The 24,178-nt window shown below is 37.5% G+C and carries 25 protein-coding genes; 13 read left to right on the plus strand and 12 right to left on the minus strand.

Features of this window, described 5'->3' with window-relative positions:
- Positions 1-3 precede the first annotated feature (3 nt).
- A complete protein-coding gene (locus ACLMCG_RS01755) occupies positions 4-792 on the minus strand; it encodes an SDR family oxidoreductase (protein WP_223600586.1) in 789 nt (262 codons plus the stop codon).
- 197 nt (positions 793-989) lie between these two features.
- On the opposite strand from ACLMCG_RS01755, the gene ACLMCG_RS01760 reads away from it, so the two are divergent.
- The 6 genes from ACLMCG_RS01760 (at position 990) to pdeM (ending at position 9,464) form a co-directional block, all read left to right on the plus strand.
- Positions 990-2,447 (plus strand): S41 family peptidase, encoded by a 1,458-nt coding sequence (locus tag ACLMCG_RS01760; RefSeq protein ID WP_413958557.1) that lies wholly within the window; start codon positions 990-992, stop codon positions 2,445-2,447.
- Positions 2,448-2,575: 128 nt separating this feature from the next.
- Positions 2,576-3,598: a ligase-associated DNA damage response exonuclease gene (locus ACLMCG_RS01765; RefSeq protein WP_413958558.1), complete on the plus strand. Its 1,023-nt coding sequence runs from the start codon at positions 2,576-2,578 to the stop codon at positions 3,596-3,598.
- A complete protein-coding gene (locus tag ACLMCG_RS01770; RefSeq protein WP_413958559.1) occupies positions 3,595-5,175 on the plus strand; it encodes an ATP-dependent DNA ligase in 1,581 nt (526 codons plus the stop codon). The genes ACLMCG_RS01765 and ACLMCG_RS01770 overlap by 4 nt, the downstream gene beginning before the upstream one ends.
- Positions 5,176-5,352: 177 nt before the next feature.
- Positions 5,353-7,806: a ligase-associated DNA damage response DEXH box helicase gene (locus ACLMCG_RS01775; protein ID WP_413958560.1), complete on the plus strand. Its 2,454-nt coding sequence runs from the start codon at positions 5,353-5,355 to the stop codon at positions 7,804-7,806.
- A gap of 361 nt (positions 7,807-8,167) precedes the next feature.
- A complete protein-coding gene (locus ACLMCG_RS01780; protein WP_413958561.1) occupies positions 8,168-8,770 on the plus strand; it encodes a 2,3-bisphosphoglycerate-dependent phosphoglycerate mutase in 603 nt (200 codons plus the stop codon).
- A 49-nt stretch (positions 8,771-8,819) separates the two neighbouring features.
- Positions 8,820-9,464 (plus strand): ligase-associated DNA damage response endonuclease PdeM, encoded by a 645-nt coding sequence (gene pdeM / locus ACLMCG_RS01785; protein ID WP_413958562.1) that lies wholly within the window; start codon positions 8,820-8,822, stop codon positions 9,462-9,464.
- 257 nt (positions 9,465-9,721) lie between these two features.
- On the opposite strand, the gene ACLMCG_RS01790 is transcribed toward pdeM, so the two are convergent.
- A complete protein-coding gene (locus ACLMCG_RS01790) occupies positions 9,722-10,939 on the minus strand; it encodes an MFS transporter (protein WP_413958563.1) in 1,218 nt (405 codons plus the stop codon).
- Between the two features lie 150 nt (positions 10,940-11,089).
- Here ACLMCG_RS01790 and ACLMCG_RS01795 point away from each other — a divergent pair, with 150 nt between their 5' ends.
- From ACLMCG_RS01795 to ACLMCG_RS01810, 4 genes are all read left to right on the plus strand, one after another.
- Positions 11,090-11,680, plus strand: coding sequence for a TetR/AcrR family transcriptional regulator (locus ACLMCG_RS01795; RefSeq protein WP_413958564.1), 591 nt, complete (start codon positions 11,090-11,092; stop codon positions 11,678-11,680).
- Positions 11,681-11,750: 70 nt separating this feature from the next.
- Positions 11,751-12,209 (plus strand): hypothetical protein, encoded by a 459-nt coding sequence (locus tag ACLMCG_RS01800; RefSeq protein WP_413958565.1) that lies wholly within the window; start codon positions 11,751-11,753, stop codon positions 12,207-12,209.
- Positions 12,210-12,211: 2 nt separating this feature from the next.
- On the plus strand, positions 12,212-12,514 hold the full coding sequence (locus tag ACLMCG_RS01805; RefSeq protein ID WP_047422960.1) for a DUF3817 domain-containing protein: 303 nt from the start codon (positions 12,212-12,214) through the stop codon (positions 12,512-12,514).
- Entirely contained in the window at positions 12,511-12,891 is a 381-nt protein-coding gene (locus ACLMCG_RS01810; protein WP_413958566.1) for a rhodanese-like domain-containing protein, read from the plus strand. The genes ACLMCG_RS01805 and ACLMCG_RS01810 overlap by 4 nt, the downstream gene beginning before the upstream one ends.
- A gap of 15 nt (positions 12,892-12,906) precedes the next feature.
- On the opposite strand, the gene ACLMCG_RS01815 is transcribed toward ACLMCG_RS01810, so the two are convergent.
- Positions 12,907-13,860, minus strand: coding sequence for a nitrilase family protein (locus ACLMCG_RS01815; protein WP_413958567.1), 954 nt, complete (start codon positions 13,858-13,860; stop codon positions 12,907-12,909).
- 64 nt (positions 13,861-13,924) lie between these two features.
- Complete coding sequence (locus ACLMCG_RS01820; RefSeq protein WP_413958568.1) at positions 13,925-14,722, minus strand: helix-turn-helix domain-containing protein; 798 nt, start codon at positions 14,720-14,722, stop codon at positions 13,925-13,927.
- A gap of 204 nt (positions 14,723-14,926) precedes the next feature.
- On the opposite strand from ACLMCG_RS01820, the gene ACLMCG_RS01825 reads away from it, so the two are divergent.
- Positions 14,927-15,433: a pyridoxamine 5'-phosphate oxidase family protein gene (locus ACLMCG_RS01825; RefSeq protein WP_413958569.1), complete on the plus strand. Its 507-nt coding sequence runs from the start codon at positions 14,927-14,929 to the stop codon at positions 15,431-15,433.
- Positions 15,434-15,636: 203 nt separating this feature from the next.
- Here the strand turns inward: ACLMCG_RS01825 and ACLMCG_RS01830 are convergent, their stop codons facing one another.
- The 3 genes from ACLMCG_RS01830 to ACLMCG_RS01840 form a co-directional block, all read right to left on the minus strand.
- The gene (locus ACLMCG_RS01830) at positions 15,637-15,870 is read right to left on the minus strand and encodes a thioredoxin family protein (protein ID WP_413958570.1); all 234 of its coding nucleotides are present in this window, start codon (positions 15,868-15,870) and stop codon (positions 15,637-15,639) included.
- Between the two features lie 9 nt (positions 15,871-15,879).
- Positions 15,880-16,764, minus strand: coding sequence for a dihydrodipicolinate synthase family protein (locus tag ACLMCG_RS01835; RefSeq protein WP_413958571.1), 885 nt, complete (start codon positions 16,762-16,764; stop codon positions 15,880-15,882).
- 103 nt (positions 16,765-16,867) lie between these two features.
- The gene (locus ACLMCG_RS01840) at positions 16,868-17,323 is read right to left on the minus strand and encodes a cupin domain-containing protein (protein WP_052198582.1); all 456 of its coding nucleotides are present in this window, start codon (positions 17,321-17,323) and stop codon (positions 16,868-16,870) included.
- Positions 17,324-17,424: 101 nt separating this feature from the next.
- Between ACLMCG_RS01840 and ACLMCG_RS01845 the strand changes: the two genes are divergently transcribed.
- Complete coding sequence (locus tag ACLMCG_RS01845; protein WP_413958572.1) at positions 17,425-18,855, plus strand: PLP-dependent aminotransferase family protein; 1,431 nt, start codon at positions 17,425-17,427, stop codon at positions 18,853-18,855.
- 68 nt (positions 18,856-18,923) lie between these two features.
- On the opposite strand, the gene ACLMCG_RS01850 is transcribed toward ACLMCG_RS01845, so the two are convergent.
- Positions 18,924-20,060 (minus strand): Atu1372/SO_1960 family protein, encoded by a 1,137-nt coding sequence (locus tag ACLMCG_RS01850; protein WP_413958573.1) that lies wholly within the window; start codon positions 20,058-20,060, stop codon positions 18,924-18,926.
- A 128-nt stretch (positions 20,061-20,188) separates the two neighbouring features.
- On the opposite strand from ACLMCG_RS01850, the gene ACLMCG_RS01855 reads away from it, so the two are divergent.
- Positions 20,189-20,977 (plus strand): AraC family transcriptional regulator, encoded by a 789-nt coding sequence (locus ACLMCG_RS01855; RefSeq protein WP_413958574.1) that lies wholly within the window; start codon positions 20,189-20,191, stop codon positions 20,975-20,977.
- Here the strand turns inward: ACLMCG_RS01855 and ACLMCG_RS01860 are convergent.
- Genes ACLMCG_RS01860 through ACLMCG_RS01875 form a run of 4 tightly spaced genes read right to left on the minus strand, consistent with a single transcriptional unit; the run spans position 20,974 to position 24,141 of the window.
- On the minus strand, positions 20,974-21,630 hold the full coding sequence (locus ACLMCG_RS01860; RefSeq protein ID WP_413958575.1) for a DUF6766 family protein: 657 nt from the start codon (positions 21,628-21,630) through the stop codon (positions 20,974-20,976). The genes ACLMCG_RS01855 and ACLMCG_RS01860 overlap by 4 nt on opposite strands.
- A 17-nt stretch (positions 21,631-21,647) precedes the next feature.
- Positions 21,648-23,177, minus strand: coding sequence for an FAD-dependent oxidoreductase (locus ACLMCG_RS01865; RefSeq protein WP_413958576.1), 1,530 nt, complete (start codon positions 23,175-23,177; stop codon positions 21,648-21,650).
- Positions 23,178-23,201: 24 nt separating this feature from the next.
- Complete coding sequence (locus ACLMCG_RS01870) at positions 23,202-23,366, minus strand: hypothetical protein (RefSeq protein ID WP_413958577.1); 165 nt, start codon at positions 23,364-23,366, stop codon at positions 23,202-23,204.
- A gap of 28 nt (positions 23,367-23,394) precedes the next feature.
- On the minus strand, positions 23,395-24,141 hold the full coding sequence (locus ACLMCG_RS01875; RefSeq protein WP_413958578.1) for an SDR family oxidoreductase: 747 nt from the start codon (positions 24,139-24,141) through the stop codon (positions 23,395-23,397).
- Between the last annotated feature and the right edge of the window lie 37 nt (positions 24,142-24,178).

Below are 24,178 nucleotides of genomic sequence, written 5' to 3' on the forward strand. Positions count from 1 at the left end.
ATATTAGCTTTTTGCGGTCCATGCATCTGCCTGAAGCTGTTTTACAAAATCTTCAGTTTCTTTTGGATGTACATTTCTAAAATGACTCTCATCATCTAATGCTACATTCACGATCACCTCTGCCATAGACTGTGGATCCAGCTGATGAGCTAAAGATTCTGCGGCTCCATCAAAAGCGGATTCCGGTGTGAAGTTAACTTTTGGATCATACCAGTGGAAAATAGAATCTACTCCTCTGTCATTAAATCCCGTTCCAAATACCCCTGGATTACAAGTTGCAATTTTGATATTAAATGGAGCAAGTTCAGTTCTCAAGCCTTCAGCGATAGATTCCAAAGCATGTTTTGATGCACAATAAGCGGCTACATACGGAACGGTCCATAAACCTCCCATTGAAGAGGTGAAAACAATCTTACCACTTTTCTTTTCAACAAACTTTTTGATAAATCCCTGTGCAAGATTCAATGCACCAAACACATTTACATCAAACATTGAGCGGATAATATCTACCGGCTGTTCAGCAATCGGACCTCCTTCCATGATTCCTGCATTGCTGATTAAAACATCTATTTCATACTTTTTTAAGATATAATCAATATCTCTTTGGCTGGTTACATCCAGTTTATCGACTGTAAGATCAATTCCCTGTTCATTAGCTTCGCGGATTAAATCACTCATCTGAGGATAGACCTGTGTTGTAGCAATTACCTTATGTCCTTTTTTGGCAAGATCAAAAGCAGCAATCTTTCCGAATCCACTAGCTGCACCTGTAATTAAAATTGTTTTACTCATTGTATTCTTTTTTAATGATGATACAAATTTCTAAGATTTCGGGAAGCACAATATTGCTGCAGCGTTCAATTTTATATTGCTGAAAAGTTCAGACAATCCATTAAAAAGGGAATTTTTCGCTAAATAAACACCCTTTTAAAATCATAAAAAAATATATTTATCGTTAGATTTGTAGCTTTCAAACTAAAAAACCATGTATGCTTAAAATTAAGACACTCTTATTCATTTTTTTATCCACTTCTTCCTTTAGCTTTGCTCAAAACTGTACTTGTGAAAGTAATTATCAATGGGTAAAAAAAACGTTCGAGGAAAATGATGCCGGATACCAATATATAATTGATAAAAAAGGACTTCCGGCTTACCAGACTCATAACAATGAATTTCTGAACAGAATTAAAAATTCAAAATCAGATACTGAATGCACCCAGACTATTTATGAATGGCTTAAATTCTTCAGATCCGGACATATTTCCATTAAAATGATCGAAAAAGAGAATCAGCAAGCCCAGCCTCAGCCGGTAGTCTCAGCCATAAATAGTAACACAGAAATCGTAAAAGTAAATATTGAAAAGTTTAAAAAGGAAGTTTCATCCAAAAAAGATTCTGATATTGAAGGGATCTGGGAAGTCCAGCCTTACACGATAGGAATTAAAAAATTTGGAGATGTTTATAAAGGTTTTATTATCCAATCCGGAGCAGAAAACTGGAAACCTTATGATTTAAAACTGACTTTTAACGCGGATAAAACAAAAGGAACATTCTACTTAAGAAACAAATCCGGGCAGGAAATAAATAACATAAGATTCATCGGGAAAAATTATCTTGAAATCAATGACTTTATCCTGAAAAGAGTTTCACCGAAATTTGAAAAAGAAGAAGGTATTGAAACTTATTTCGAAGCAGCACAGGCAGGAAAGCCTTTTTTAAAACAGATTAATAAAACTACCCTGCTTTTAAGAATTCCTTCCTTTAATGGAGCATTGAAAAAAGATATAGACAGCGTTATCACAGCCAACCAATCTAAAATTGAAAGCACAGAAAACCTCATCATTGATATCAGAAATAATGGCGGCGGAAGTGACAACAGTTTTGCCAAAATTATCCCTTATATCTATACAAACCCTATCCGAAGTGTCAGAACACAGCTTTATTCTACGAAACTGAATAATCAGAGAATGCTTGATCTTTATGATAATTACCAGAAATATGGAATTCCGGCAGAAGAAAAAGAGTATCTAAAGAAAGCCTACGACAAATTAAACCAGAATTTAGGCAAGTTTGTAAGCCTGCAGGACGATGGAAAGATTGTTGGAATTACTAAAATAGATAAAATTTCACCTTATCCGAAAAATGTAGGAATTATCATCAATGAAGGGAACGGCAGCACTGCAGAAGAGTTCTTACTGGCAGTCAAACAAAGCAAAAAAGTAAAACTTTTTGGGACGACCACAGCAGGAGTTCTGGACATTTCAAATATGTATTTTGTAAATTTCCCTTGTAACGAATTTAAACTGGGATATTCACTTTCTAAAAGCTTCCGTATTCCGGAGATGGCTATTGACGGAAAAGGGATTCAACCGGATTATTATATAGACAAAACAATTCCTGATTATCAATGGATTGATCATGTAAGCGATATCCTTAATGAAAAATAAAATAAGAGCTGTTTCTACTTGAAACGGCTTTTTTCATCTGTTTTTCAGACATTCAATCGAAAAAAACAAACTGTTTATTGTAAATTGGTTAAGTTTTTGAAGCTTATTCTATAAAACCAGTCACACCATTGAAATTAATCACATTTACAAAAAAAGGAATTTTCTGTCCCCAGGGAAAATTTTATATCGATCCATGGAGGCCTGTAGATATGGCGGTTATTACCCATGGCCATGCTGATCACGCTCGTTGGGGAATGAAGAAATACCTTTGTCACCATTTCACAAAACCTATTCTGCACCAAAGAATCGGAATGGATATCGAATGCCAGAGTGTAGAATACGGAGAAGTTATCAACATCAATGGGGTAAAACTCTCTCTGCATCCTGCCGGACATATTATTGGTTCTGCACAGATCAGACTTGAATATAAAGGATATGTGACCGTCATTTCAGGGGATTATAAAGTTCAGGATGATGGATTAAGCACTCCTTTTGAGCTGGTAAAATGCAATGAATTTGTTACAGAAAGTACTTTCGGCCTGCCTATTTACAATTGGCTTGAAGTTCCGGATTTAAATAAAAAATTACAAAACTGGGTGCTGAAGAATAAGGAAAATAATAAAACATCCGTGTTTATCGGGTATTCTTTAGGGAAAGCGCAACGTATTATGAAGGCGGTGGAAGATCTGGGAAAAATATACGTCCACTATTCCATCGGAAAGCTGAATGAAGCCTTTGAAACAGTAGGAATCGACCTTCCGGACTACACCATTGCTGATTTCAGGGAACGTCCAAAAGAAATGGAACATGAAATTGTAATTGTTCCTCCCGCTTTACTTGACAGTAATATCATCAAAAAAATTCCAGATCCTGCTACTGCAATATGCTCCGGCTGGATGCAGGTTCGCGGTGCCAGAAGATGGCGGAGTGCAGATGCAGGCTTTGCCATGAGTGACCACGCAGACTGGAAAGGTTTATTACAGACTGTAAAAGCAACAGAAGCTGAACTTGTACACGTTACGCACGGACAAACCGAAGTTTTTTCAAAATATTTGAATGAAATCGGAGTTCGGGCAGATGTTGTGGAAACCTTATTTGGAGAAGACGAAGAAGAATCTGAAAAAGAACCCCTTGAAACCCCGGAATCATGAGACATTTTGCAGACCTTATCAACGCTTTGGAAACCACCAATAAGACCAATGCTAAAATAGATGCCATCATCGATTATCTGGAACGTGCTCCCGATGAAGATAAAGTATGGTTTATCGCCTTGTTTACAGGAAAAAGGCCCAAGAGAAATGTCAATACCAATTACATGAAAGAATGGGCGCTGGAAATCACAAAACTTCCTTACTGGCTGTTTCAGGAATCTTATTCTTCCGTAGGAGATCTCGGGGAAACATTATCGCTGATTCTTCCACCTCCTGAGGAAAATATAGAGCGTACCTTATCAGAATGGATGAATGATATTGTCGGTTTAAAAGGGAAAACAGATGCAGAAAAAAAAGAATTTGTACTGCACTCATGGAACGGCCTGGATTACACTGAACGATTGATTTTCAATAAATTAATTGGCGGGAGTTTCAGAATCGGGGTATCAGATAAAACCCTGATCAATGCTCTGACAAAGTTTTCCGGCCAGGAATCCAGTGCACTGATGCATAGCTTAATGGGAAAATGGCAGCCGGATGAAGTTTCTTTTAAAGAGCTTATTGAGGCTGAAAATGTGAATCCGGATAATTCAAAACCCTATCCTTTCTGTCTTGCCTATCCTTTGGAAAAAAAGCCTGACGAACTGGGAAATTCTGATGAATGGCTGGTAGAATACAAATGGGACGGAATACGCGGACAGATCATCCGGAGAAATGATGAAGTCTTTATCTGGTCAAGAGGTGAAGAACTTGTAACCGAACAATTCCCGGAAATCACCGAAGTTATAAAAGCCATGAAAGGCAACTTTGTGATAGATGGAGAAATACTTGCGGTAAAAGATGATAAAGTTTTAAATTTCAACGAATTACAAAAAAGATTAAACAGGAAGACTTTAACTAAAAAAATGCTGTCGGAAATTCCGATAGAAGTCTTTGCTTATGATCTATTAGAGCTTGAAAATAATGATCTGAGAGAGAAGCCTATCTCCGCAAGAAGAGCTTTGCTTGAAGAATTATTATTAAATGAAAATCCTCAGAACATCAAAATTTCCAAAAGTCTTGACTTTGAAAATTGGGAAGAGCTGGACTCGCTTCGTGAAAATTCAAGAGAAGTAAACAGTGAAGGATTGATGTTAAAACAAAAAAATTCACCCTACCATTCCGGCCGGAAAAAAGGTGACTGGTGGAAGTGGAAAATCAATCCGTTGACTATTGATGCAGTGCTTATTTATGCTCAAAAAGGAAGCGGCAGACGAAGCGCTTATTATACCGATTATACTTTTGCTGTAAAAAACGGAGATGCACTGGTTACCATAGCCAAAGCCTATTCAGGATTAACGGACAAAGAAATTATGGAAGTAAGCAGGTTTGTGACCAAAAATGCCATTGAGAAATTCGGACCTGTGAGAACGGTAAAAGCAGAACTGGTTTTTGAAATTGCTTTTGAAGGAATAGGTTTCAGCAATCGTCATAAAAGCGGTGTTGCTCTCCGGTTTCCAAGAATTGTACGGTGGCGGAAAGACAAAACCGTAAACGAAATTGATGATTTGGAAGAGATTAAAAAATTAATACAATAATACTTTAACGCAATGGCACAAGGATTTTTGACTGATTAGTAATTTTTTGTTCGCAAAGGCCTAAGTTCAGCTACAATAAAATACAAACTTTGCTAAATGAAACACCCTTTCGATTGAATAAAACAATATCAAATAAACTCTTAGTGTCCTTAGCGTTAAAATTTAAAATAAATAAAATTGGCAGCTTTTGAACATAGCGACGGATTAAAGATCATCCAACAATGGATGACAGATAAAGGTATTGCCCCTTTTAAATTTCAGCTGGAAACCTGGAAGAAATTCGGAAACGGCTACAGCGGAATGGTAGTCGCTCCTACTGGTTTCGGAAAAACTTTTTCTGTCTTCTTAGCATTGATTTCAGATTTCCTGAATCATCCTGAGAGCTATAAAAAAGGGTTGAAAATGATCTGGATTACTCCACTACGCTCTTTATCCAAAGATATTGCAAAAGCGATGCAGGAAGCTATTGATGAAATAGGACTTGACTGGACTGTAGGCGTAAGAAACGGAGATACCGATCCGAAAGTAAGACAGCAGCAGATCAAAAAAATGCCTGAAATTCTTGTTGTAACCCCCGAAAGTCTCCATTTGCTACTCGCTCAGAAAAATAATGACCGTTTTTTCACAGATATGAAATGTGTGGCTGTGGATGAATGGCATGAATTATTGGGTTCAAAGCGTGGTGTCATGGTAGAACTGGCCATTTCACAGCTTAGAAAATATGTCCCGAAGATTAAAATCTGGGGCATCACAGCCACTATCGGGAATCTGGACGAAGCCATGGATGTTCTTATTCCTTATGACAGTAAAAAGACAAAAATTACAGCCAAAGAGCAGAAAAAGATAGATATTCTCCCGGTTTTCCCGGACGAAATAGAAATATTACCGTGGGCAGGTCATCTTGGGAATAAGCTTGCTGATAAAGTTGTTCCGATTATTCTGGAATCAAAATCTACCATTGTATTTACCAATACCAGAAGCCAGAGTGAAATGTGGTATCAGCTTTTATTGGATGCCTACCCCGATTTTGCAGGCCAGATTGCGATTCATCACAGCTCCATTGATGCCCATTTGAGGATCTGGATTGAAGAAAATTTAAGTTCAGGTAAATTAAAAGCAGTGGTTTCCACATCATCGCTGGATCTTGGTATTGATTTTAAACCTGTGGACACCGTTATTCAGGTAGGATCTGCCAAAGGAGTTGCGCGTTTTCTGCAAAGGGCCGGACGCAGCGGGCACTCTCCTTTTGAAACCTCCAGAATCTATTGTGTCCCCACTCACTCTTTGGAATTGATTGAAGTTTCTGCTTTAAAAGAAGCCGTGAAACAGAAAGTTGTTGAGCCCAGAGAACCACAGGTCTTATGCTTTGATGTTCTGGTTCAGTTTCTGATGACACTGGCTGTTGGTGACGGTTTTTATCCTGATGAACTCTACGAAAGAATCAAAAAAGTATATGCCTTTCAGGAAATGCTCGATGAAGAATGGAAAAGCATTCTCGAATTTCTTACGATTGGCGGCAGTGTTTTAAAGAACTATGAAGAATTCCATAAGGTAGTCATTACGGAAGATGGACTTTACAAAGTGACTTCAAGAAAGATTGCCATGCTCCACAGAATGAATATGGGAGTGATCGTAAGTGATGCCATGCTGAAAGTGAAATTTATTTCCGGAGGTTATATCGGAATGATTGAGGAATATTTTATTTCAAAACTGAAAAAAGAGGAAAAATTTATTCTGGCCGGGCGTACTCTGGAGGTCGCAATGATCAAAGATATGACCGTGTATGTACGAGCAGCCAAAGGAAGAGCTCTTGTTCCCAGTTATCTTGGCGGAAGACTGCCTCTAAGTACCAATCTTGGACATTTTTTAAGAGAAAAGCTGTCCCATGCTTTAAATCCGAAGGCTTCAGAAAAGGAACTGAAATTTTTGCATCCATTGCTCGTCAATCAGGAGAAGAACTCTCATATTCCTAAAGAAGGAGAATTTTTGGTGGAGATGATTAAGAACCGTGAAGGATATCATTTGTTTATGTATCCTTTTGAGGGCTGTCTGGTGCATGAAGTCATGGCTGCACTGATTGCTTACCGCATTTCAAAACTGGCTCCTATCTCCTTTTCGATGGCAATGAATGATTACGGATTTGAACTGTTCAGCGATAAAGAAATTCCTTTAAATGAAGAGAATTTGCAACAGATTTTAACCCGGGACAATCTGATGAACGATGTGATTGCCAGTATCAATTCTGCTGAAATGGCGAGAAGAAAATTCAGAGATATTGCTGTAATTTCAGGAATGGTGATTCAAAACTATGCCGGACAGCAGCGCTCCAATAAATCATTACAGAGTTCAGCCGGACTTATTTTTAAAGTGCTGGAAGACCATGATGCCAATCATTTTTTAATTAAACAGGCCTATACGGAAGTCTTTAATATGCAGCTTCAGGAGCAACGACTTGTAGAAGCTTTTAAAAGGATTGAAAAGTCTGAAATTATTCTAAAACACTCCCGTTCCTTTACTCCGCTAAGTTTCCCGATCAAAGTAGACAGTCTGAGACAAACACTTTCCAGTGAAGGGCTTGATGCAAGAATTAAAAGAATGCTGAAGCTATCCAATATAAGTGATCTTTTATAATCAATTAATGTGTTTTCTGTAAGAACAGATATGCCGATGAATATTTGTTTATCGCAAAGACGCAAAATATTGATCATAATAACGTTTTAAGGCGCAAAGATTTTATCTCCGATAAAATTTAGTCACGTTAATCTTGCTGAAAATCTAATATTGAGCGAAGTCGAAATGTTCCTGCGCCTTAAATAAAAATAGATAATATAAATTTGCGCCTTTGCGAGATTCTAAAATTTATAAAATCAATAAAAAACCTATCGTTTTAATCTTATTCTTAGCCTAATATTCTGATTGAATTCTCTTGATAAATTTAAATAATCACCGTAACTTAGAGTATACCTTAGAAGTGGTAAATAAAATTTAAATAATGGAAAAATTGTTCTTGGTCCGTCACGGACAGTCACTCTGGAATCTGGAAAACAGATTTACGGGGTGGAAAGATATTGATATAACCGAAGCCGGTATTGAAGAAGCCAAAAAAGCAGGTCTTGCTTTAAAAGGAGAAAGAATAGATATTGCATTCACCTCGGCGCTCATCAGGGCGCAGCACACCCTATCCATCATTCTGAATGAAATAGGAAATCCTGATATACCAATCGTTAAAGATAAAGCATTAAACGAACGTTCTTACGGAAATCTGGAAGGATTAAATAAAGCTGAAACCGCTTTGAAATATGGTGATGAACAGGTTCATACCTGGCGCAGATCCTATGATGTGGTTCCTCCCGGAGGGGAAAGTCTTAAAGATACCTACAACAGAGTAATTCCTTATTTTGAAAGCCAGATAAGACCCTTATTAAAAAGAGGCGAAAATGTATTGATTGTCGCTCATGGAAACAGCCTTCGTGCACTGATTATGTACCTTGAGCATCTGTCTCCTGAAGAAATCTTAGAAAGAGAAATCGCTACAGGCTTTCCTCTGACTTATGTTTTTGATGAAAAGTTTCATGTAAGCCGGAAGGTAGGCTGATTACATTAATATAACGTAACTTTAAACATTAAATATTCAATTATAAAGCGTGTTTATAGCAACCAAAAGCATCCCTGTACAAGATGAAACTTTCATTCTGACCAATCAGCGTGCATTATTCTGGGAAAGAGAAAAAGCCCTTATTCTTTCTGATCTTCACATTGGAAAAACAGCTCATTTCCGCAAAAATGGCATTGCTCTGGCAAATCATATTATGAAAAGCGATCTGGAAAGATTATCAGCATTGATTGAATTTTTTCAGCCTGAAAAATTTATTGTAGTTGGAGATTTACTTCATGCAGGAGACAATTCTGATGTGGATGAATTCTGTACATGGAAAAATCAATATCCTAAGATACAGTTTTATCTTATTGAAGGAAATCATGACCGCATTTCAAAAGTGTTGGAGAAAAAGCTATGTTTTCAACATAAATCTGAGTGGCTGGAAATAGATGGGATTACCTTTATTCACAATTTTGATACGGCCAGACCTGAATTCCAGATTACCGGACATATTCATCCCGGAATTGTCCTGAATTCTGCTGTAAAAAACATCAGACTTCCCTGCTTTGCTCTCAGCAGTAATCAGTTGTTACTTCCGGCTTTCAGTGAATTTACGGGACTGGATACTAAAAATCTGCCTAAGAACAGTACATTTTTTGTATTTACAGATGCGGAGATTTACAAGGTTTGATGTAAGAATCTCTTGTTATTATTTATATTTAAAATAATTTTGACAGTCTGGTTTATAAATCATGATCCTTGTCAAGGTTTTAAACCTTGACAAGGATAAAAAACAAAAATAAAGGCAGATAAAAACCTGCCTTTATAACACTATCCACTTCATGTCATCAATCTGTTGATGACTTCTTCATTCACTTAAATCTAACATATGAGGTTTACTTTTTGCGTTAAGCACATGATATGAAAATCAATATTATTTGTTTGCGTTTATTTTGTCTTGCTTAAACGGATACTGTAAACCGTGATCAATACTGTAACTAAAAGGAATAAAGCTCCGATCCAAGGAGTACTTTCCAAGCCCAAAGAGGAGGTAACAATCATTCCTCCCACATAAGATCCGACTGCAATACCCATATTGAAGGCAGCAATATTAATCCCTGAAGCTACATCTTCTGTTCCAGGAAGTTCTTTTTCAGCAATCTGTACCACTAATAGCTGAAGTCCGGGAACAGAAGCAAATGATAAGGCGCCTAAAAAGAAAAGTGTAATGATACTTAACACCGGGCTGCTTACAGTAAAATAAAAAGCAAGCAATACCAATCCCTGCGCAGCAAACATCCATAGAAGTGCTTTCAATGGGTTTTTATTAGCAACTTTTCCTCCAATCAAATTACCCAGTGCAATGGCAATTCCATAAATCAAAAGGATAAAAGTTACGGTAGACTCCTGAAACCCTGTAATTTTCTGTAAAATAGGTGACAGATAGGTAAACACTACAAATGTTCCCCCATATCCCATGGCTGTCATTAAAAAAGCGAAAATCAGACGTCTGTTTCCCAGTACTTTAAACTGACTTTTTAAAGAAGCTGTTTTACCGTTTCTCAGATTGTTGGGAACCAATAATAAACTGGCAACTAATCCGACAATTCCAAGGATGGAAACCCCTATGAACGTTGCTCTCCATCCGAAATGCTGTCCTATAAAAGTTCCTAAGGGCACTCCGGTTACAATCGCCAGTGTAAGGCCGGCAAACATAATAGATATTGCTGTAGCCCTTTTCTCCTCAGGAACCAATGAGGCTGCAATGGTAGAACCGATGGAAAAATAAACCCCATGAGCAAATCCCGTAAGAATCCTGGCCAAAACTAAAGTAATAAAACCGGGAGCAATGGATGCCAGCCCATTTCCGATAACAAACAACAGCATGATAGAAACCAAAAGTGTCTTGCGCGGAATTTTCCCCGTTAATGCCGTTAGTATCGGAGCTCCAATAGCTACTCCTATCGCATAAAGACTTACCAATAGTCCTGCGGAAGGAATTGTTATGCCTAAATCAGAAGCTACTGTTGGAAGCAGTCCTACAATGACGAATTCCGTAGTTCCTATTCCGAAGGCACTTATCGTTAATGCCCATAGTGCTGCAGGAAGACCTTTTTTAGCAGTCTGTGTTGCAGTATTGATCTGTATTTCTTTTTGATAATTCATTGTCTTGTATTTTGTTGATATTGACAAGGCAAATTTCCGACGAATAATTGTATTATAAAAATTATTTAAATTCTATCAATATATCAGAATAATGATAGTTTTATTTTCAATTTAAAATTTGTTCCTTTGTACAATAATCACTTATTTTTAATGAAGAAATCAGAAGCAACCCGTCTTACTATTCTCCAGAAAGCGTTCGAACTGATCTATGTGAAAGGTTTCCAGACCACAAGCATTGATGAGATTATTGCAACGACTCAGGTGACCAAGGGTGCTTTTTATTATCATTTTAAAACCAAAGATGAAATGGGGCTCGCTATTATCAATGAACTGATGAAGCCCAATTTCAGACGTAATTTTATTGAATCCCTTCAGAATAATAAAAATCCATTAGACAATATTTATGAGATCATATACAATCTTCTGATGGAAACTGACTTTTTAAAAGTTGAATACGGCTGCCCTACTTCCAATTTTGTACAGCAGATGGCACCATGGCATACTGCGTTTACCCAGGCTTTGCACGAACTTTCAAAAGAATGGGAAAATGCTTTCGCGGAAAGTATTGAAAAAGGTAAGGAAACAGGAATCATTAAGAAAGATGTCAATGCCAGAGAAGTAAGCGTTTTTGTTATTTCCGGGTATTGGGGCGTCAGAAATCTCGGAAAAGTTGAAAATTCCAAAGAGGTTTATCTTGTTTATTTAAAGGGACTTAAATCATATTTCAACACTCTTCAATAATTTTTTTGATTAAAAACATACTAGTTAGTATGTTTTTATTATACCTTTGCTGTGTTCAAAAAAATAAATAATGTATCAAACCCTGACTTTTTTACATTCACAGACCCGCTGGCTGGTTTTAATAAGCTTGATATACGCCATTTTCCGTTCTTATAAAGGATATTCCTCAGACAGGAAATTTACCGGAACAGATAACTCTGTAAGACATTGGACAGCTACCATAGCTCATGTACAATTAATTATCGGAATGATATTCTATTTCAAAAGTCCGGTGATTCAATATTTCTGGAAAAATTTTAATGAAGCCAAAGAATCTTTTGAACATCTGTTTTTCGGGTTGATTCATATTTCATTGATGATTACAGCTGTTGTGATCATCACTATCGGTTCCGCTTTAGCCAAAAGAAAACTTTCAGATAAAGACAAATTCAAAACCATGGGCATCTGGTTTTCTATTGCACTGATTATTATTTTCATTGCTATTCCGTGGCCTTTTTCTCCTTTAGCAAACAGACCTTATTTCAGATAATTATGATGGATTTATTCAAAACAAAAATCGGCCGGCTAAGAATTCTGGCGATTTTGGAAGGCATTTCATTATTAAGTTTAGTGTGTATTGCCGTTCCGATGAAATACTGGATGGGAAACCCTTTATTTGTACGATTAATAGGCCCCGTTCATGGAACTTTATTCCTGCTCTTTCTGTTTAATACGCTGAGCATTGGTGTAGAACAGAACTGGAAATTTAAAGAGATTACATGGAAAGTGATTCTTGCCTGTTTTATTCCTTTCGGAACATTTTATATTGATAAAAAAATACTGAGTAAACTATGAAAAATGTTCTTATAGTCTGTGGAATAGCTTTTATACTGTACGTTGTATATAGGGTTTATCGGTTTCAGACCTTAGATAGCGGATTGCCTGAACTGATCAGAAAAGGAGCAGTGATTCTTGATGTAAGAACTGAAAAGGAATACGAAACGGGACATATAGAAGGGTCAGTTAATATTTCATTAGGAACAATCAGAGAGCGGTACGTAGAATTGGATCCAAAAAAAACATATATCACCGTATGCTCCCATGGACTACGCAGTGTAAAAGCAGAAAATATCCTGAAAGAAAGAGGTTTCAAACATATTTACAATGGCGGTGCATGGAGCGATCTTCAACAAACAATTAACCATAAAATAAACCCTCGTGACAGAGTCTGAAGAGGGTTTATATTTTTAAACCGTTTTATCATCCAGCCATACCACTTTTTGTTCAGATGAATGCTCCTGTCCTATGATATTCCTATATAACTCAGGTCTTCTTGCCTTAATATACCTGTATCCTCCTGACTGGCTGAGCTTTTCAGAAGTAATAACCGCAGATTCAAAACTGTCTTCCCATGACCGGCATTCTGCAATGACGTCTCCGAATGGATCTATAATCATGGAACAACCGTTTTTCAACTGATCATCATCCATACCGACAGGATTTGAAAAAACAATATAAGCCCCATTATCATAAGCTCTTGACGGAAGCCATTTCATCAGCCAGTCTCTGCCTTTCATTCCATTAAATTCTAAACGTAAAGAGGTCGGGTCTGCTATCCTGTTTTCCCAAAGCTGAGGATCAACAAAACCTGCTCCAGGCCTTGTAGAAGGAGTACACATCGTAACGTGGGGCATAAAAATAATTTCTGCACCAAGAAGCCTTGTTGCCCTAACGTTTTCAATAATATTATTGTCATAGCAGATAAGAATACCGCACTTCCAGCCCATGATATCAAATACACAATATTCGTTACCGGGTGTAAGATGGGGATTGATAAATGGATGTAATTTTCTGTATTTAGCTTTCAGTCCTGTTTTATCAACACATACATACGCTTTGAAAAGATAATCCTGTTCATCCTTTTCAAATAGCCCGGCTAATATGGTGATGTCATTCTGCGCTGCAATTTCCTGCAGTTTTTGAATACTCTCCCCTTCCGGAATACATTCTGCAATATCAAGAAGTTGTTCCCTTGAAAGTTTCCGGGCAAAAGTATACCCTGTAATGGAGCATTCATGAAAAGCAATAACATGAGATCCCTGGGAAGCAGCCTGGCTGGCCAGTTTTTCAATGACAGACAGATTATACGTCTTATCTCCGCTCTTATTTTCAAATTGTGCAGTTGAAATTTTAATATTCATTGTTTTTTTAAGCAAAACTAGAGGACTCTGCTTATCAAAAATTGTATAAAACCGACATGCTTGTTTACAGCTGAATGAAATTGACAGCCATTTTATTTTCTGTCTTCAAATACTGTTTGGGAGTAAGCCCGATATTGTTTTTAAATTCCCTGATAAGATGGGACTGGTCAGAAAAGCCTGCTTCATAAGAAAGAACCGTCATGTTTCTATTATCAACACTTTTATTAATAAGGCTTAAAAAGTAATGAAGACGGATAATATTTCCATATTTTTTAGGTGATATTCCCATATGAAATTCAAATTTTCTTTCCAGATGACGTTCAGAATATCCTGTGAATTTTTCTAATTCTTTGGAGGATACAGCTCCTTTATTTTGAAGAATATATTGCTGTGTGGACGCTATAACATGGTGATCCGTGTTTATTTTTTCAGATAAAAATTCAGTAAAAAAAGCATTCAGATCATTGATAACAGTCAAAGGATTGGTTTTCTTAAAAAGTTTTTCCTGAAATACTTCCAGCTTATTTTTTAGAACATCTTCCACAGAAACAATCTGATTTCTAACCTCTTTGGCGGATGTTTTTAAAAGAATATTTAAAAAATAAGGCTGGAATACAATAGCAATCAAAGAAAATTTCCCTTTTGAAGAGAAGTCTTTATAACCGTTTAGAGTTCCATAAAAAAAAGAAAGCGGCATCCGATCTTCTGAAATACCGGAATACAGATTCATATCTCCGGAAAGAATAAGCCCGGAACTGCCATCCGTAAAAAGCCTTAAACGCCTTATATCCTCTTCAGAATTTTCCAAAAAGATATAATGTCTTATAAAAGGAGCCAAATGTTCAGGCGGCGAAATCTGCATATACCAAATGTACATAAAACTTATTGGTAGAAAAAGAAACTGTTTTAATAATCAATTTTATCGAAGATAAATACTTGCGTCTTTTTGATTTCCAGTAAATACCATCAGTTTTGAAAGAAATCTATTCCAGGTACCACATTTTATTACCTTTTGGTCAGGTATTTGAATAATTTAGTTTACACCAATTATTTAAAATATTATATTATGTCAACACAGAATCTCAGCCATCTCGAGGCGATCAAAAAAATCAAAGAACTTTCAGAAAGTGCAAAAATATGTATGTTCTGTACAGAATTGGAAACTGTTCCTGTTAATTCAAGGCCTATGACCCTTCAGGAAACAGATGACAGTGGAAATCTCTGGTTTATCAGCAGTGGAACCAGCAACAAGAATTTTGAAATCAAAGAAGACAGAAGAGTACAGTTATTTTTTATGAATAACAGTGATTCGCAGTATCTTTCGGTTTACGGAGAAGCTTCTGTTTATAAGGACAAAGCTACCATAGAAGACAAATGGTCTCCTTTAGCGAAAGCATGGTTCGATGGAAAAGACGATCCCAATGTTACCATTATCCGTGTAGAGCCTAGGGAAACCTATTATTGGGATACCAAAGCTGGAAAACTGGTCAGCCTGTTTAGCTTTGTCGCCTCTGCAATCACAGGAATTAAAACTAATAATTCTGACGGTGTAGAAGGAAACGCAACCATTTAGAAAATTCTGAACAGGTAATAAATTCTCTCAAAGATTTTACAGATAAATGTTATGAGGAAGAAAACAAAAAACGAGGCTGTTTCAGAAAGTCAAATAATTGGCTTTTGTCATTGACTACGTCGAATCTTCGATTTCTGACGAAGGAAGAATCTCACAGAATGACACTTCTGAGACAGCCTCGTTTATACAACAAGATTAATATTCTATTTTTTCACATCTTCCATAGATGCTCCAAAATTGATATGAAGTACGTTTCCGTTGGGTGTTACTAAAGCAGGTACAGACTTTACGCCTGCCTTTTCGGCCTCTTCAATTCTGTTTCTGTCATTTCCTAAGTGGATAACTTCAACATTTTCCGAACCTATAAGGCTGATAATATCATGCTCTGCACTGATACATACAGGACATCCTGCGTGATAAAAAATGGATTTTTTCATAAGATTGTATTAATTAACAAGGGTTTTAATAATATTTTTTAATTCTTCAGTTTCTTTTTCCTGAAGAGGTTTTAAAGGACTTCTCAAATTTCCGCCGTCTTCGCCGAGAATCGTAAGCCCTGATTTTACAGCTCTTGGCAATCCTTTATTGACAATAAATTTTAAAAGATCGAACTGTTGGTAGAAAATAGCTTTTGCTTTTTCAAGATTTCCTTCTTCAACGGCGTTATAAAGGCTGATGGTAAGTTCGGGAATAAGATTCGGGGCCGCTGTACACCAACCTCTTGCTCCGGCAGAAAAGGCGGCCAAAGCCAAAGGATTAGAACCATTATAGAATGCCACTTCTTCTCCCAATTCTCTTCTCAAAAAGTGCATTCTCTGAATATCTCCTGTACTTTCTTTGATCATGGTTACATTAGGAATTTCCAGAAGTCTTTTCAACAAGGCTGGTGACATGTCTACTCCACTTGTTGCCGGATTGTTATAGGCCATAATCGGAATTGAAATCTTCCGGGCTACAGCATCATAATGCGTTACAATCTCATCATCTGTAAGTTTCCAGTAACTCATCGGGATAATCATAACCGCATCAGCACCTGCTTTTTCTGCAAACCGGGCGTGATGAATCGTTTTTTCTGTCGTAAGATTGGAAACCCCTACAAGCGTTGGAATTCTTCCTTTTACCTGCTGTAAAGTAGCTTCCGTCACTTCTTCTTTTTCTTCATCAGATAAATAAGGCATTACCCCGGTACTTCCCAACGGAGCAATTCCATGGTTTCCGGAAATAACCAGTCTTTCTACCAAATGTTTGAAAAGAGGAATATTGACTTTTTCATTTTCATCAAAAGGTGTTATGGGATAGGCAATAATCCCTTTAAATGGAACATTTTTCATGTTTGCTGATTTAAAAATTTAAAATAATTCTAAACCATTAAGAGAACCTAAGCTGTTAAGAATATTGAGTTGAAAAAGCATCTTAATGGTTTACTATTTATTATTAAAGGTCTCTGCCCTCTTCTTCTCTCAAAGCAACCCCCAGATTCTGCAGCTGAGGAGCATTTTCGCAGGCAATATACTTGGCGGGTTCAGTATCGCTGAGATTCTGATGCTTATGCCACGCCCATGAAGGAATATATACGGCATCTCCTGCTTCCCAATGCACTCTTTCATCTTCTACTTCTGTCCAGCCTTTCCCTTCGATCACATATAATACAGTTTCGTAGGTATGGCGGTGTCTGTTGGTCTGCTGTCCGGGAGTAAGTCCGCCAATCGTCATGCTGACATTCTTACTTGGTAGATCTACAAAGAAAACGGGATGTTTCCTTTCTGTTGAAAATTGGTTGTGTTCTCCTGCATTTTCAACATTTTTATGAATCAAATGGCTTGGCTTTACATACTTGGGTCTTGCAAAAGTTTCGTGGAAATCTTTAGAACTGAATTGTTTCTTATCCATGATTTTAAAATTATTATGGTTTTGTGCTTTATTGCATGACAAAATTATTTTATATTTGGACCATTCAAATGATTCAGTTTTTACATAAATAGATAGTCCAGATGTTACGCCCTTGGAAATTAGAATTGGAAATTGATAAAAAGCTTGATAAAGCCGTTTATCTACAGATTGCAGATACCATTATCAGTGATATCCGCTCAGGAAGATTAAAAGCCGGAGATACACTTCCCGGAAGCCGGAATCTTGCACAAACCCTGAAAATCAACAGAAATACCGTGGTAGAAGCTTATCAGGTATTAATCAATGAGGAATGGGTCATTTCGAGAGAAAGGAAAGGCATTTTTGTATCCGAAAGATTGCCTGTTTTGCATGAAAGAAATGCTGAAACAACCCAAAACTCTCACCATCAACCCGGAAAAGCAGGTGCTATTTTAATTAATTTTGATGATGGTCATCCCGACAGTAAGATTGCCCCTGTAACGGAACTGGCAAGGGCATACAGGCAGATTTTCAGCATTAAGGCGAAGTGGCAGATGATGGGCTACGGAGATGAACATGGTGACAGGGAATTCCGCAAAATGATTTCTCAAATGCTCAACCATCAGCGCGGAATGCATATTCATGAAGATGAGATTTCTATTACAAGAGGCAGCCAGATGGGAATGTTTCTGACCGCTCAGACTCTTTTTACTTCCGGTGATGCTGTTATTGTAGAAGATCCGGGATATCAGCCTGCGTGGCAAGCTTTTGAGTATGCGGGAGCACAACTTTTACCTGCACCTGTAGACCATGAAGGAATCAGTATTAAAGCTATTGAAAAGCTTTTAACAAGGCATCAGAATATAAAAGCAATATACATTACCCCTCACAGACAATATCCTACTACTGTTACTCTGAGTTTATCCAGAAGATTAAGATTAATAGAATTGTCAAACCAATACAATATCACGGTCATTGAAGATGATTACGATAATGAATTTCATTTCGGTTACCGCCCTATCCTGCCGATTTCAAGCTTTCCGGAACTTCAGAATTATGTTTATATCGGAACGTTGAGTAAGGTGGTTGCACCGGCTTTGAGAATTGGCTATCTCGCCACTACCAATCAGGAATTACTGAAAAAAATAGGAAATCTGAGAAAGATTATTGATGTTCACGGAGATGTCATTATGGAACAGGCCGTTCTTCAGCTGATAAAAGAAGGTGCTGTAAAGAAACACATCAGAAAAGCAACTGTTCATTACAGGAATAAAAGAGATTTTGTTTTTGAGCTGCTGAAAAAACACATGAATGGGATTGCAGATTTTACGTTGCCTGAGGGCGGGCTTGCTTTTTGGATTGTGCCTAAAGTAAAATTAGATTGGGATGCTGTAACTTCTCAGTTATTGGAAAAAAATATAAAAATCATTCACCCGAAACAGTACAGTCAGCATCATGTAAATGGATTCAGATTGAGCTATGGTGCGCTTTCCGAAGAACAACTGGAGCAAAGTATTCCTGTTATTTCAGAAGTTTTTGCTCAGTTTTTTTAATATTTGAATAGCATAAAATGAAAAAATCTGTGGTCAAATAGTAACCACAGATTTTATTTTTTTGAAATCTATTCTACTTCAAAAACCGCCTGGATTTCAACAGAAGAATTCACCGGAATTGAAGAGGCTCCAAAAGTCGCTCTCGCATGTTTTCCTTTGTCTCCGAAAACTTCAACGGCCAGGTCAGAAGCCACATTCATCAAGTCTGCATGTTTTGTATAATCATCTTTTGTATTGAAAATTCCTGTAAGCTGTACACATTGTTTTACTCTGCTCAAATCTCCTCCTACCGCTTCATTCAATACAGAAATAACGTTTAGCATGGTCACTTTTGTAGCGTCTTTTACCTGTTGTTCATTCACTTCAACACCTAATTTTCCCGGATTGAGAATTTTCCCGTCTTTCAAAGCAACCTGATTAATAAATACCAGATTTCCGGAACGCACAAACGGCTGATAGTTTCCTGCCGGCTTAGGAACCTGAGGAAGCAGAATATTTTTCTGTTTCAGTATTTCATTGAAGTTCTGATGAATTTCAACGATAGGTGTACTTTTTTTCGGGCGGGTGTCTTTCAGTGCCAATGCTATTTTTGCAAAGTTTTTTCCTTGAAGTTCAGCAATATTCCGTTCTCCTTTGGTAGGTCTTTCCACATCTTTTAAAGAAGCCATACTTGTCACTCCTAAAACGGTATTTCCCTGCGGAATAGCTTTGTTCAGCTCTTCTGTTCCACGAATTCCGTTAGGTACCAGTACCATCCCGTGTACGGCAAGGCTGTTCCAGAATGCCTGAAGAGCAAGCTCCTTTCCTGCCCCGCTTCCTGCTGACATAAAAACAGTAGCCGGAACTCCTTCTAAAGCATGATTGGTCCAAAGCTGAACGGTTTTGGATAAAAATTCACTCATTCCCGTACTGATATTTCCAAAATAAACCGGTGAGCCAAAAGCAATTCCATCATAGTTTGTGAGTTCATCTGCTGTTGCTAAAGGCAGATTTTTCAGATTGGGATGTTGGGAAGGTTTGACTAATTTGATATAAGGAACCGCATTATTTTCGCTTTCAATGCCTTTGGCGACCTCTTTGGCCAGTTCGTAAGTTCCGCCATTATCAGAATGGATAAGAACCAGTATTTTAGCTTTATTTTGTGCCATGATATGGGTGGTATTAGATAATAAAATTAAAATAAAAAAAAGACATAATTTTTTCATTCAGAATAAGATATAAGTTAATATTTTTTGTTGAGACTATTGATTTTTAATGTCTGTTATCTTGCTCATACAAAATTACTATTGTCGTTTTTATTAAATTTGCCAAAATATACATACAAAACGACAATATGAAATGTGGACTGATTGAAAAAACGGAAAGCCAGTTTGTAGATTCCATCGAAAAAGAAGCTTACGTATGGTGTGAAAAAAACTGGAGACATGACAATTATGAACACCAGCATAACCGTGCCCAGCTCACCTTTGTGGAAGAAGGATACCAATATTTCCATATTGACCGGAAAATCTATCTTGTCCCACAACATCATGTCATTTGGATTCCCTCACAAAAAGCCCACAAAATAACGTCTGAAGCACAAACGGTGAATCTAATGGTATTTCTGTTTAAAAATGTTTTTGATGATGAATTTTATCAGAATGTACAGGTATTTGCCGTTCCTCCTGTTCTTAAGGAGATGCTTTTGTATGCATCAAAGTGGAATCAATCATTGGATGAAAATGAAGAACAGGATATTTTCTTTAAAGCGATATTAAAGAGTCTCCCTAATTTCTGCAAAGAAAGCAGCGGACTGGAAATACCTGTTCCTACAGATACCAGATTGATTCCTGTATGTAATGATATCAATGCTCATTTTAAATATAATCTGGATATAGATTCGTTAGCTGAAAAAGCGCAAATGTCTGTGAGAAGCCTTCAGAGAATTTTTAAAAATGAAACAGGAATTACGCTGCAAAAATACCTTCAGCTGACAAGGATTTTAAAAAGCATAGAGCTGATAGATACCAGGCAATACACCTTGAGTGAAGTTGCTTATAAAGTGGGCTATCAAAGTCTCTCCGCATTTACATCGTCGTATTTTGCCATTATGCAGGTGAAGCCCAAACTCAACAAAAATTAAGGGGTTTCATCATGAGGCATATCAACCGGTTTTGATTCCGGTGAACCTTTTTCACGAAGCCAGACAGATAAAAGTACAAGAGAAGCTACTGCCAGAAATTCACTCTGCCAGTTCTGAAAAGATTCAAACCAAAACCTTGATTCTGAAATATACTGAATTGCTGTTATGGCAGGTTTGCTTTTCATCATCTGTTCATCGTTAAAATCCTTAAGGCTTCCATAGAAATGTAAAATAAAACTCGTCAGAAATAGGATTGCAAACGCAAGTGATAGTGAATGTCTATAGATTTTCAGCCATATTCCTCCTTTTTTAACGGGCCATGGCGCTTTGGAATGTGCTATGGGTTCTCTGTCAACATCTTCTTTGTCTGTCAGAGATTTTGATTCGCTGGAGCCTTTTTGTCTGAGCGAGATGGTTAACAAAACATAAAGCATCATCTGAAGAAATTCACTTTCCCAATTTTCAAAAGTGGCCTGTATAAAATGACCACTGTGGATGTATTCGCCGATCTTTAAAGCAGAGCGGCCGTTTTCAATCAGTTCTTTATTTTCTGTTCTCCAACCCATAAAAAATTGCCCTGCAAGAAAAATAATCATCAGGGTAATGAGAACAATACTTAAGCTGTTGCGATAAAAGAAACCGGGGCGTGACATGGGTTTGGGTTTAAAGTTTATGGGTTGCGTTTTTGATATGGAAATATCTTCTGCAGGTTCTTTGTGGTAGGTCCGGTAAGAATTTTTCCGTTGACATTGAAACGGGATCCATGGCATGGACAGTCCCAACTCAGCTCGGCACTGTTCCAGCGGACTTCACAACCAGCATGCGGACAGGTACTTTTCAGCAGATGCAAAGTCCCGTCATTTTCTTTATAAAGCGCATAGGATTCTGATTCGTAACGGATCACTTTCGCCTCACCTTCTCCTACTTCTGAAAAGGAATCAATTTTTTCGGTTACAATCTTATCTTTTATAAAGTCAAATGCTACGGTTGCAGCTTCTTTTACAAAATCCGAGAATCCGGCAACGGGTTTGATTCTTGAAGGATTGAATAAATCACCGTATTTACTTTTTCCGGTAACAATCAGATCATGCAGAATCTGTGAGGAAAGCGTCCCGAATATCATTCCGTTACCCCGGAAGCCTGTTGCAGCAAAGATTCTTTGTTTAGTTCCCGGAAGCTTTCCTATATACGGCAGACCGTCCACAGGTTCATAGTATTGACTGGACCAGGTGTAATATACTGTTTCCACCTCAAAATATTTTCTTACATAGTTTTCAAGCTTTGAAAAACACTCTCCGGTATCATCTGCATGCCCTGTTTTGTGATCTTCACCACCGGCAATCAATAAATTTTCCCCATTGAGGCTCTGAATTCTGTAATAATGATAAGGTTCACAGAGATCATAACCAAGTTCCCAGGGATATTTATCATTTTTCATTGTAAATGCCATGGCATAGCTTCTGTAAGGAGCATTGGTGAAGTGAAGAAGGTTGACACCAGGCGGAATATGGGTGGCATATACTACATTTTTTGCTTTTATCTCGCCTTTTGACGTTTTTAAAACTACATAATCTTCCCTCTCATCATGATCTTCACAGAGACAGTTTTCCTGAATAGATCCACCAAGATTTATAAAAGCGTCACAAAGTCCTTTGATATATTTTATGGGATGAAAATGCCCCTGCCCCGGAATAAGCACCGCTTCTTTGAATGGGATCGGAAAAGGAATTTCATTTACATAACTCATTTCATGGCCTACGTTGGCTGCTCCTTCTACAATATCTTTCAAACGATCCTCCTGTTTTTCATCCAACGCAAAAAGATAGGCTGACTTCCGTGTAAAATCACAGCTGATCTTATACTGATGGATATTATTTTCAATAATTTTAATGGCATCAACTCCTGATTGTGCATATAATTTGGCATTATCCAATCCAAAATCACGGATGACCTGATTAAAGGTGGTATCAAAAAAATCATTTAAATGGGCTGTTGTACCTCCTGTAGTACCAAATCCTATATTGGAAGCTTCCAGGATAATACACTGCTGCCCGGATTCCTGAAGCTTCAACGCTGTTGAAACTCCTGTAATTCCGCCACCTACTATGGCAACATCAAATAGCGGGCTGAGATCAGCTTCTGCAGAAAATTTTCTGACCTCTTCCTGCCATATACTTTTTCTTGCACCGTCTCTGTACATAACCAGAATATTTTGTTGTTAAACTTATCTGATACTCAAGGTATCGCTTTCGGGCAGACCTGTTTTACCAGCATTGGCCGGGTTATTCTTTTGGTCTCTTTTTTTGTTTTCATCTTCATCAATATTACACCTGCAGGAAGTAAAAGCAAATAAACTTATCACTCCCAAAATAAATGCTGTAGTTTTCATATTCTAATATTTTGTTGGGTTTATAATTTTAACCGTTTACGATCAATCCTCCATTGGGATGAAGTACCTGTCCCGTAACCTGTGAGGCCTCAGTACCTGCCAGAAATAAAAAGCTAAACGCGATTTCTTCCGGTGTGGCATTTCTTTCCAGAGGAGGTTTGTCAGGATTCTCTTCTTTTTCGTCAAATGTTTCTTCAGTAAGCGGAGTTGCAACCGGGCCTGGAGCAACAGCATTGACACGGATTCCTTTGGTTTTTGCCTGTAATGCCAGCGAACGGGTAAAGGAAACAATAGCGCCTTTTGTTGCTGAATAATCTAACAATTCAGGGTGTCCCTGATAAGCAGAAACGGAGGTTGTATTGATGACAGAGCTTCCTTCTTTCAAATAAGGAAAAACGACTTTCGTTAGTAAAATCATTCCAACAATATTAGAATCAAATGTCTGCCTGATGTTTTTCTCTTCAAGATCTTCAATTCTATCGGCAGGAAACTGAATTCCTGCATTATTGACGAGAATATCAATTTTCCCGAATGCGGAAATGACTTCTTTCACCGTTTCTTCACAGAATTCATAATCATTGATATCACCTTTGAAAATAATGCATTTTTTATTCAGACTTTCAATTTCTGCTTTTGTTTTTCCGGCATCATTATCACTGGAATGGTAAATAATTGCAATATCTGCTCCTTCCAATGCAAAAAGAAGAGCTACTGCTTTGCCAATTCCACTGTCTGCTCCGGTAATCAAAACGGATTTGTTTTCTAATTTTCGCATCTCATCATTTTTTTATTTTTCTCCTGTAGATTTCTGA

The organism is Chryseobacterium sp. S90 (assembly GCF_047444895.1).
Taxonomy (GTDB): Bacteria; Bacteroidota; Bacteroidia; order Flavobacteriales; family Weeksellaceae; genus Chryseobacterium.

Excerpts from the sequence above, each read along its gene's own strand:
- ACLMCG_RS01875 (WP_413958578.1), bottom strand. The coding sequence starts at position 24,141 with ATGCGAAAATTAGAAAACAAATCCGTTTTGATTACCGGAGCAGACAGT.
- ACLMCG_RS01815 (WP_413958567.1), bottom strand. The coding sequence starts at position 13,860 with ATGAATATTAAAATTTCAACTGCACAATTTGAAAATAAGAGCGGAGAT.
- ACLMCG_RS01825 (WP_413958569.1), top strand. The coding sequence starts at position 14,927 with ATGTCAACACAGAATCTCAGCCATCTCGAGGCGATCAAAAAAATCAAA.
- ACLMCG_RS01860 (WP_413958575.1), bottom strand. The coding sequence starts at position 21,630 with ATGTCACGCCCCGGTTTCTTTTATCGCAACAGCTTAAGTATTGTTCTC.
- ACLMCG_RS01855 (WP_413958574.1), top strand. The coding sequence starts at position 20,189 with ATGAAATGTGGACTGATTGAAAAAACGGAAAGCCAGTTTGTAGATTCC.
- ACLMCG_RS01760 (WP_413958557.1), top strand. The coding sequence starts at position 990 with ATGCTTAAAATTAAGACACTCTTATTCATTTTTTTATCCACTTCTTCC.
- ACLMCG_RS01830 (WP_413958570.1), bottom strand. The coding sequence starts at position 15,870 with ATGAAAAAATCCATTTTTTATCACGCAGGATGTCCTGTATGTATCAGT.
- ACLMCG_RS01810 (WP_413958566.1), top strand. The coding sequence starts at position 12,511 with ATGAAAAATGTTCTTATAGTCTGTGGAATAGCTTTTATACTGTACGTT.
- ACLMCG_RS01840 (WP_052198582.1), bottom strand. The coding sequence starts at position 17,323 with ATGGATAAGAAACAATTCAGTTCTAAAGATTTCCACGAAACTTTTGCA.
- ACLMCG_RS01755 (WP_223600586.1), bottom strand. The coding sequence starts at position 792 with ATGAGTAAAACAATTTTAATTACAGGTGCAGCTAGTGGATTCGGAAAG.
- ACLMCG_RS01820 (WP_413958568.1), bottom strand. The coding sequence starts at position 14,722 with ATGCAGATTTCGCCGCCTGAACATTTGGCTCCTTTTATAAGACATTAT.
- ACLMCG_RS01770 (WP_413958559.1), top strand. The coding sequence starts at position 3,595 with ATGAGACATTTTGCAGACCTTATCAACGCTTTGGAAACCACCAATAAG.
- ACLMCG_RS01850 (WP_413958573.1), bottom strand. The coding sequence starts at position 20,060 with ATGAAAAAATTATGTCTTTTTTTTATTTTAATTTTATTATCTAATACC.
- ACLMCG_RS01835 (WP_413958571.1), bottom strand. The coding sequence starts at position 16,764 with ATGAAAAATGTTCCATTTAAAGGGATTATTGCCTATCCCATAACACCT.
- ACLMCG_RS01845 (WP_413958572.1), top strand. The coding sequence starts at position 17,425 with ATGTTACGCCCTTGGAAATTAGAATTGGAAATTGATAAAAAGCTTGAT.
- ACLMCG_RS01800 (WP_413958565.1), top strand. The coding sequence starts at position 11,751 with ATGTATCAAACCCTGACTTTTTTACATTCACAGACCCGCTGGCTGGTT.
- ACLMCG_RS01865 (WP_413958576.1), bottom strand. The coding sequence starts at position 23,177 with ATGTACAGAGACGGTGCAAGAAAAAGTATATGGCAGGAAGAGGTCAGA.
- ACLMCG_RS01790 (WP_413958563.1), bottom strand. The coding sequence starts at position 10,939 with ATGAATTATCAAAAAGAAATACAGATCAATACTGCAACACAGACTGCT.
- ACLMCG_RS01795 (WP_413958564.1), top strand. The coding sequence starts at position 11,090 with ATGAAGAAATCAGAAGCAACCCGTCTTACTATTCTCCAGAAAGCGTTC.
- ACLMCG_RS01805 (WP_047422960.1), top strand. The coding sequence starts at position 12,212 with ATGATGGATTTATTCAAAACAAAAATCGGCCGGCTAAGAATTCTGGCG.
- ACLMCG_RS01780 (WP_413958561.1), top strand. The coding sequence starts at position 8,168 with ATGGAAAAATTGTTCTTGGTCCGTCACGGACAGTCACTCTGGAATCTG.
- ACLMCG_RS01870 (WP_413958577.1), bottom strand. The coding sequence starts at position 23,366 with ATGAAAACTACAGCATTTATTTTGGGAGTGATAAGTTTATTTGCTTTT.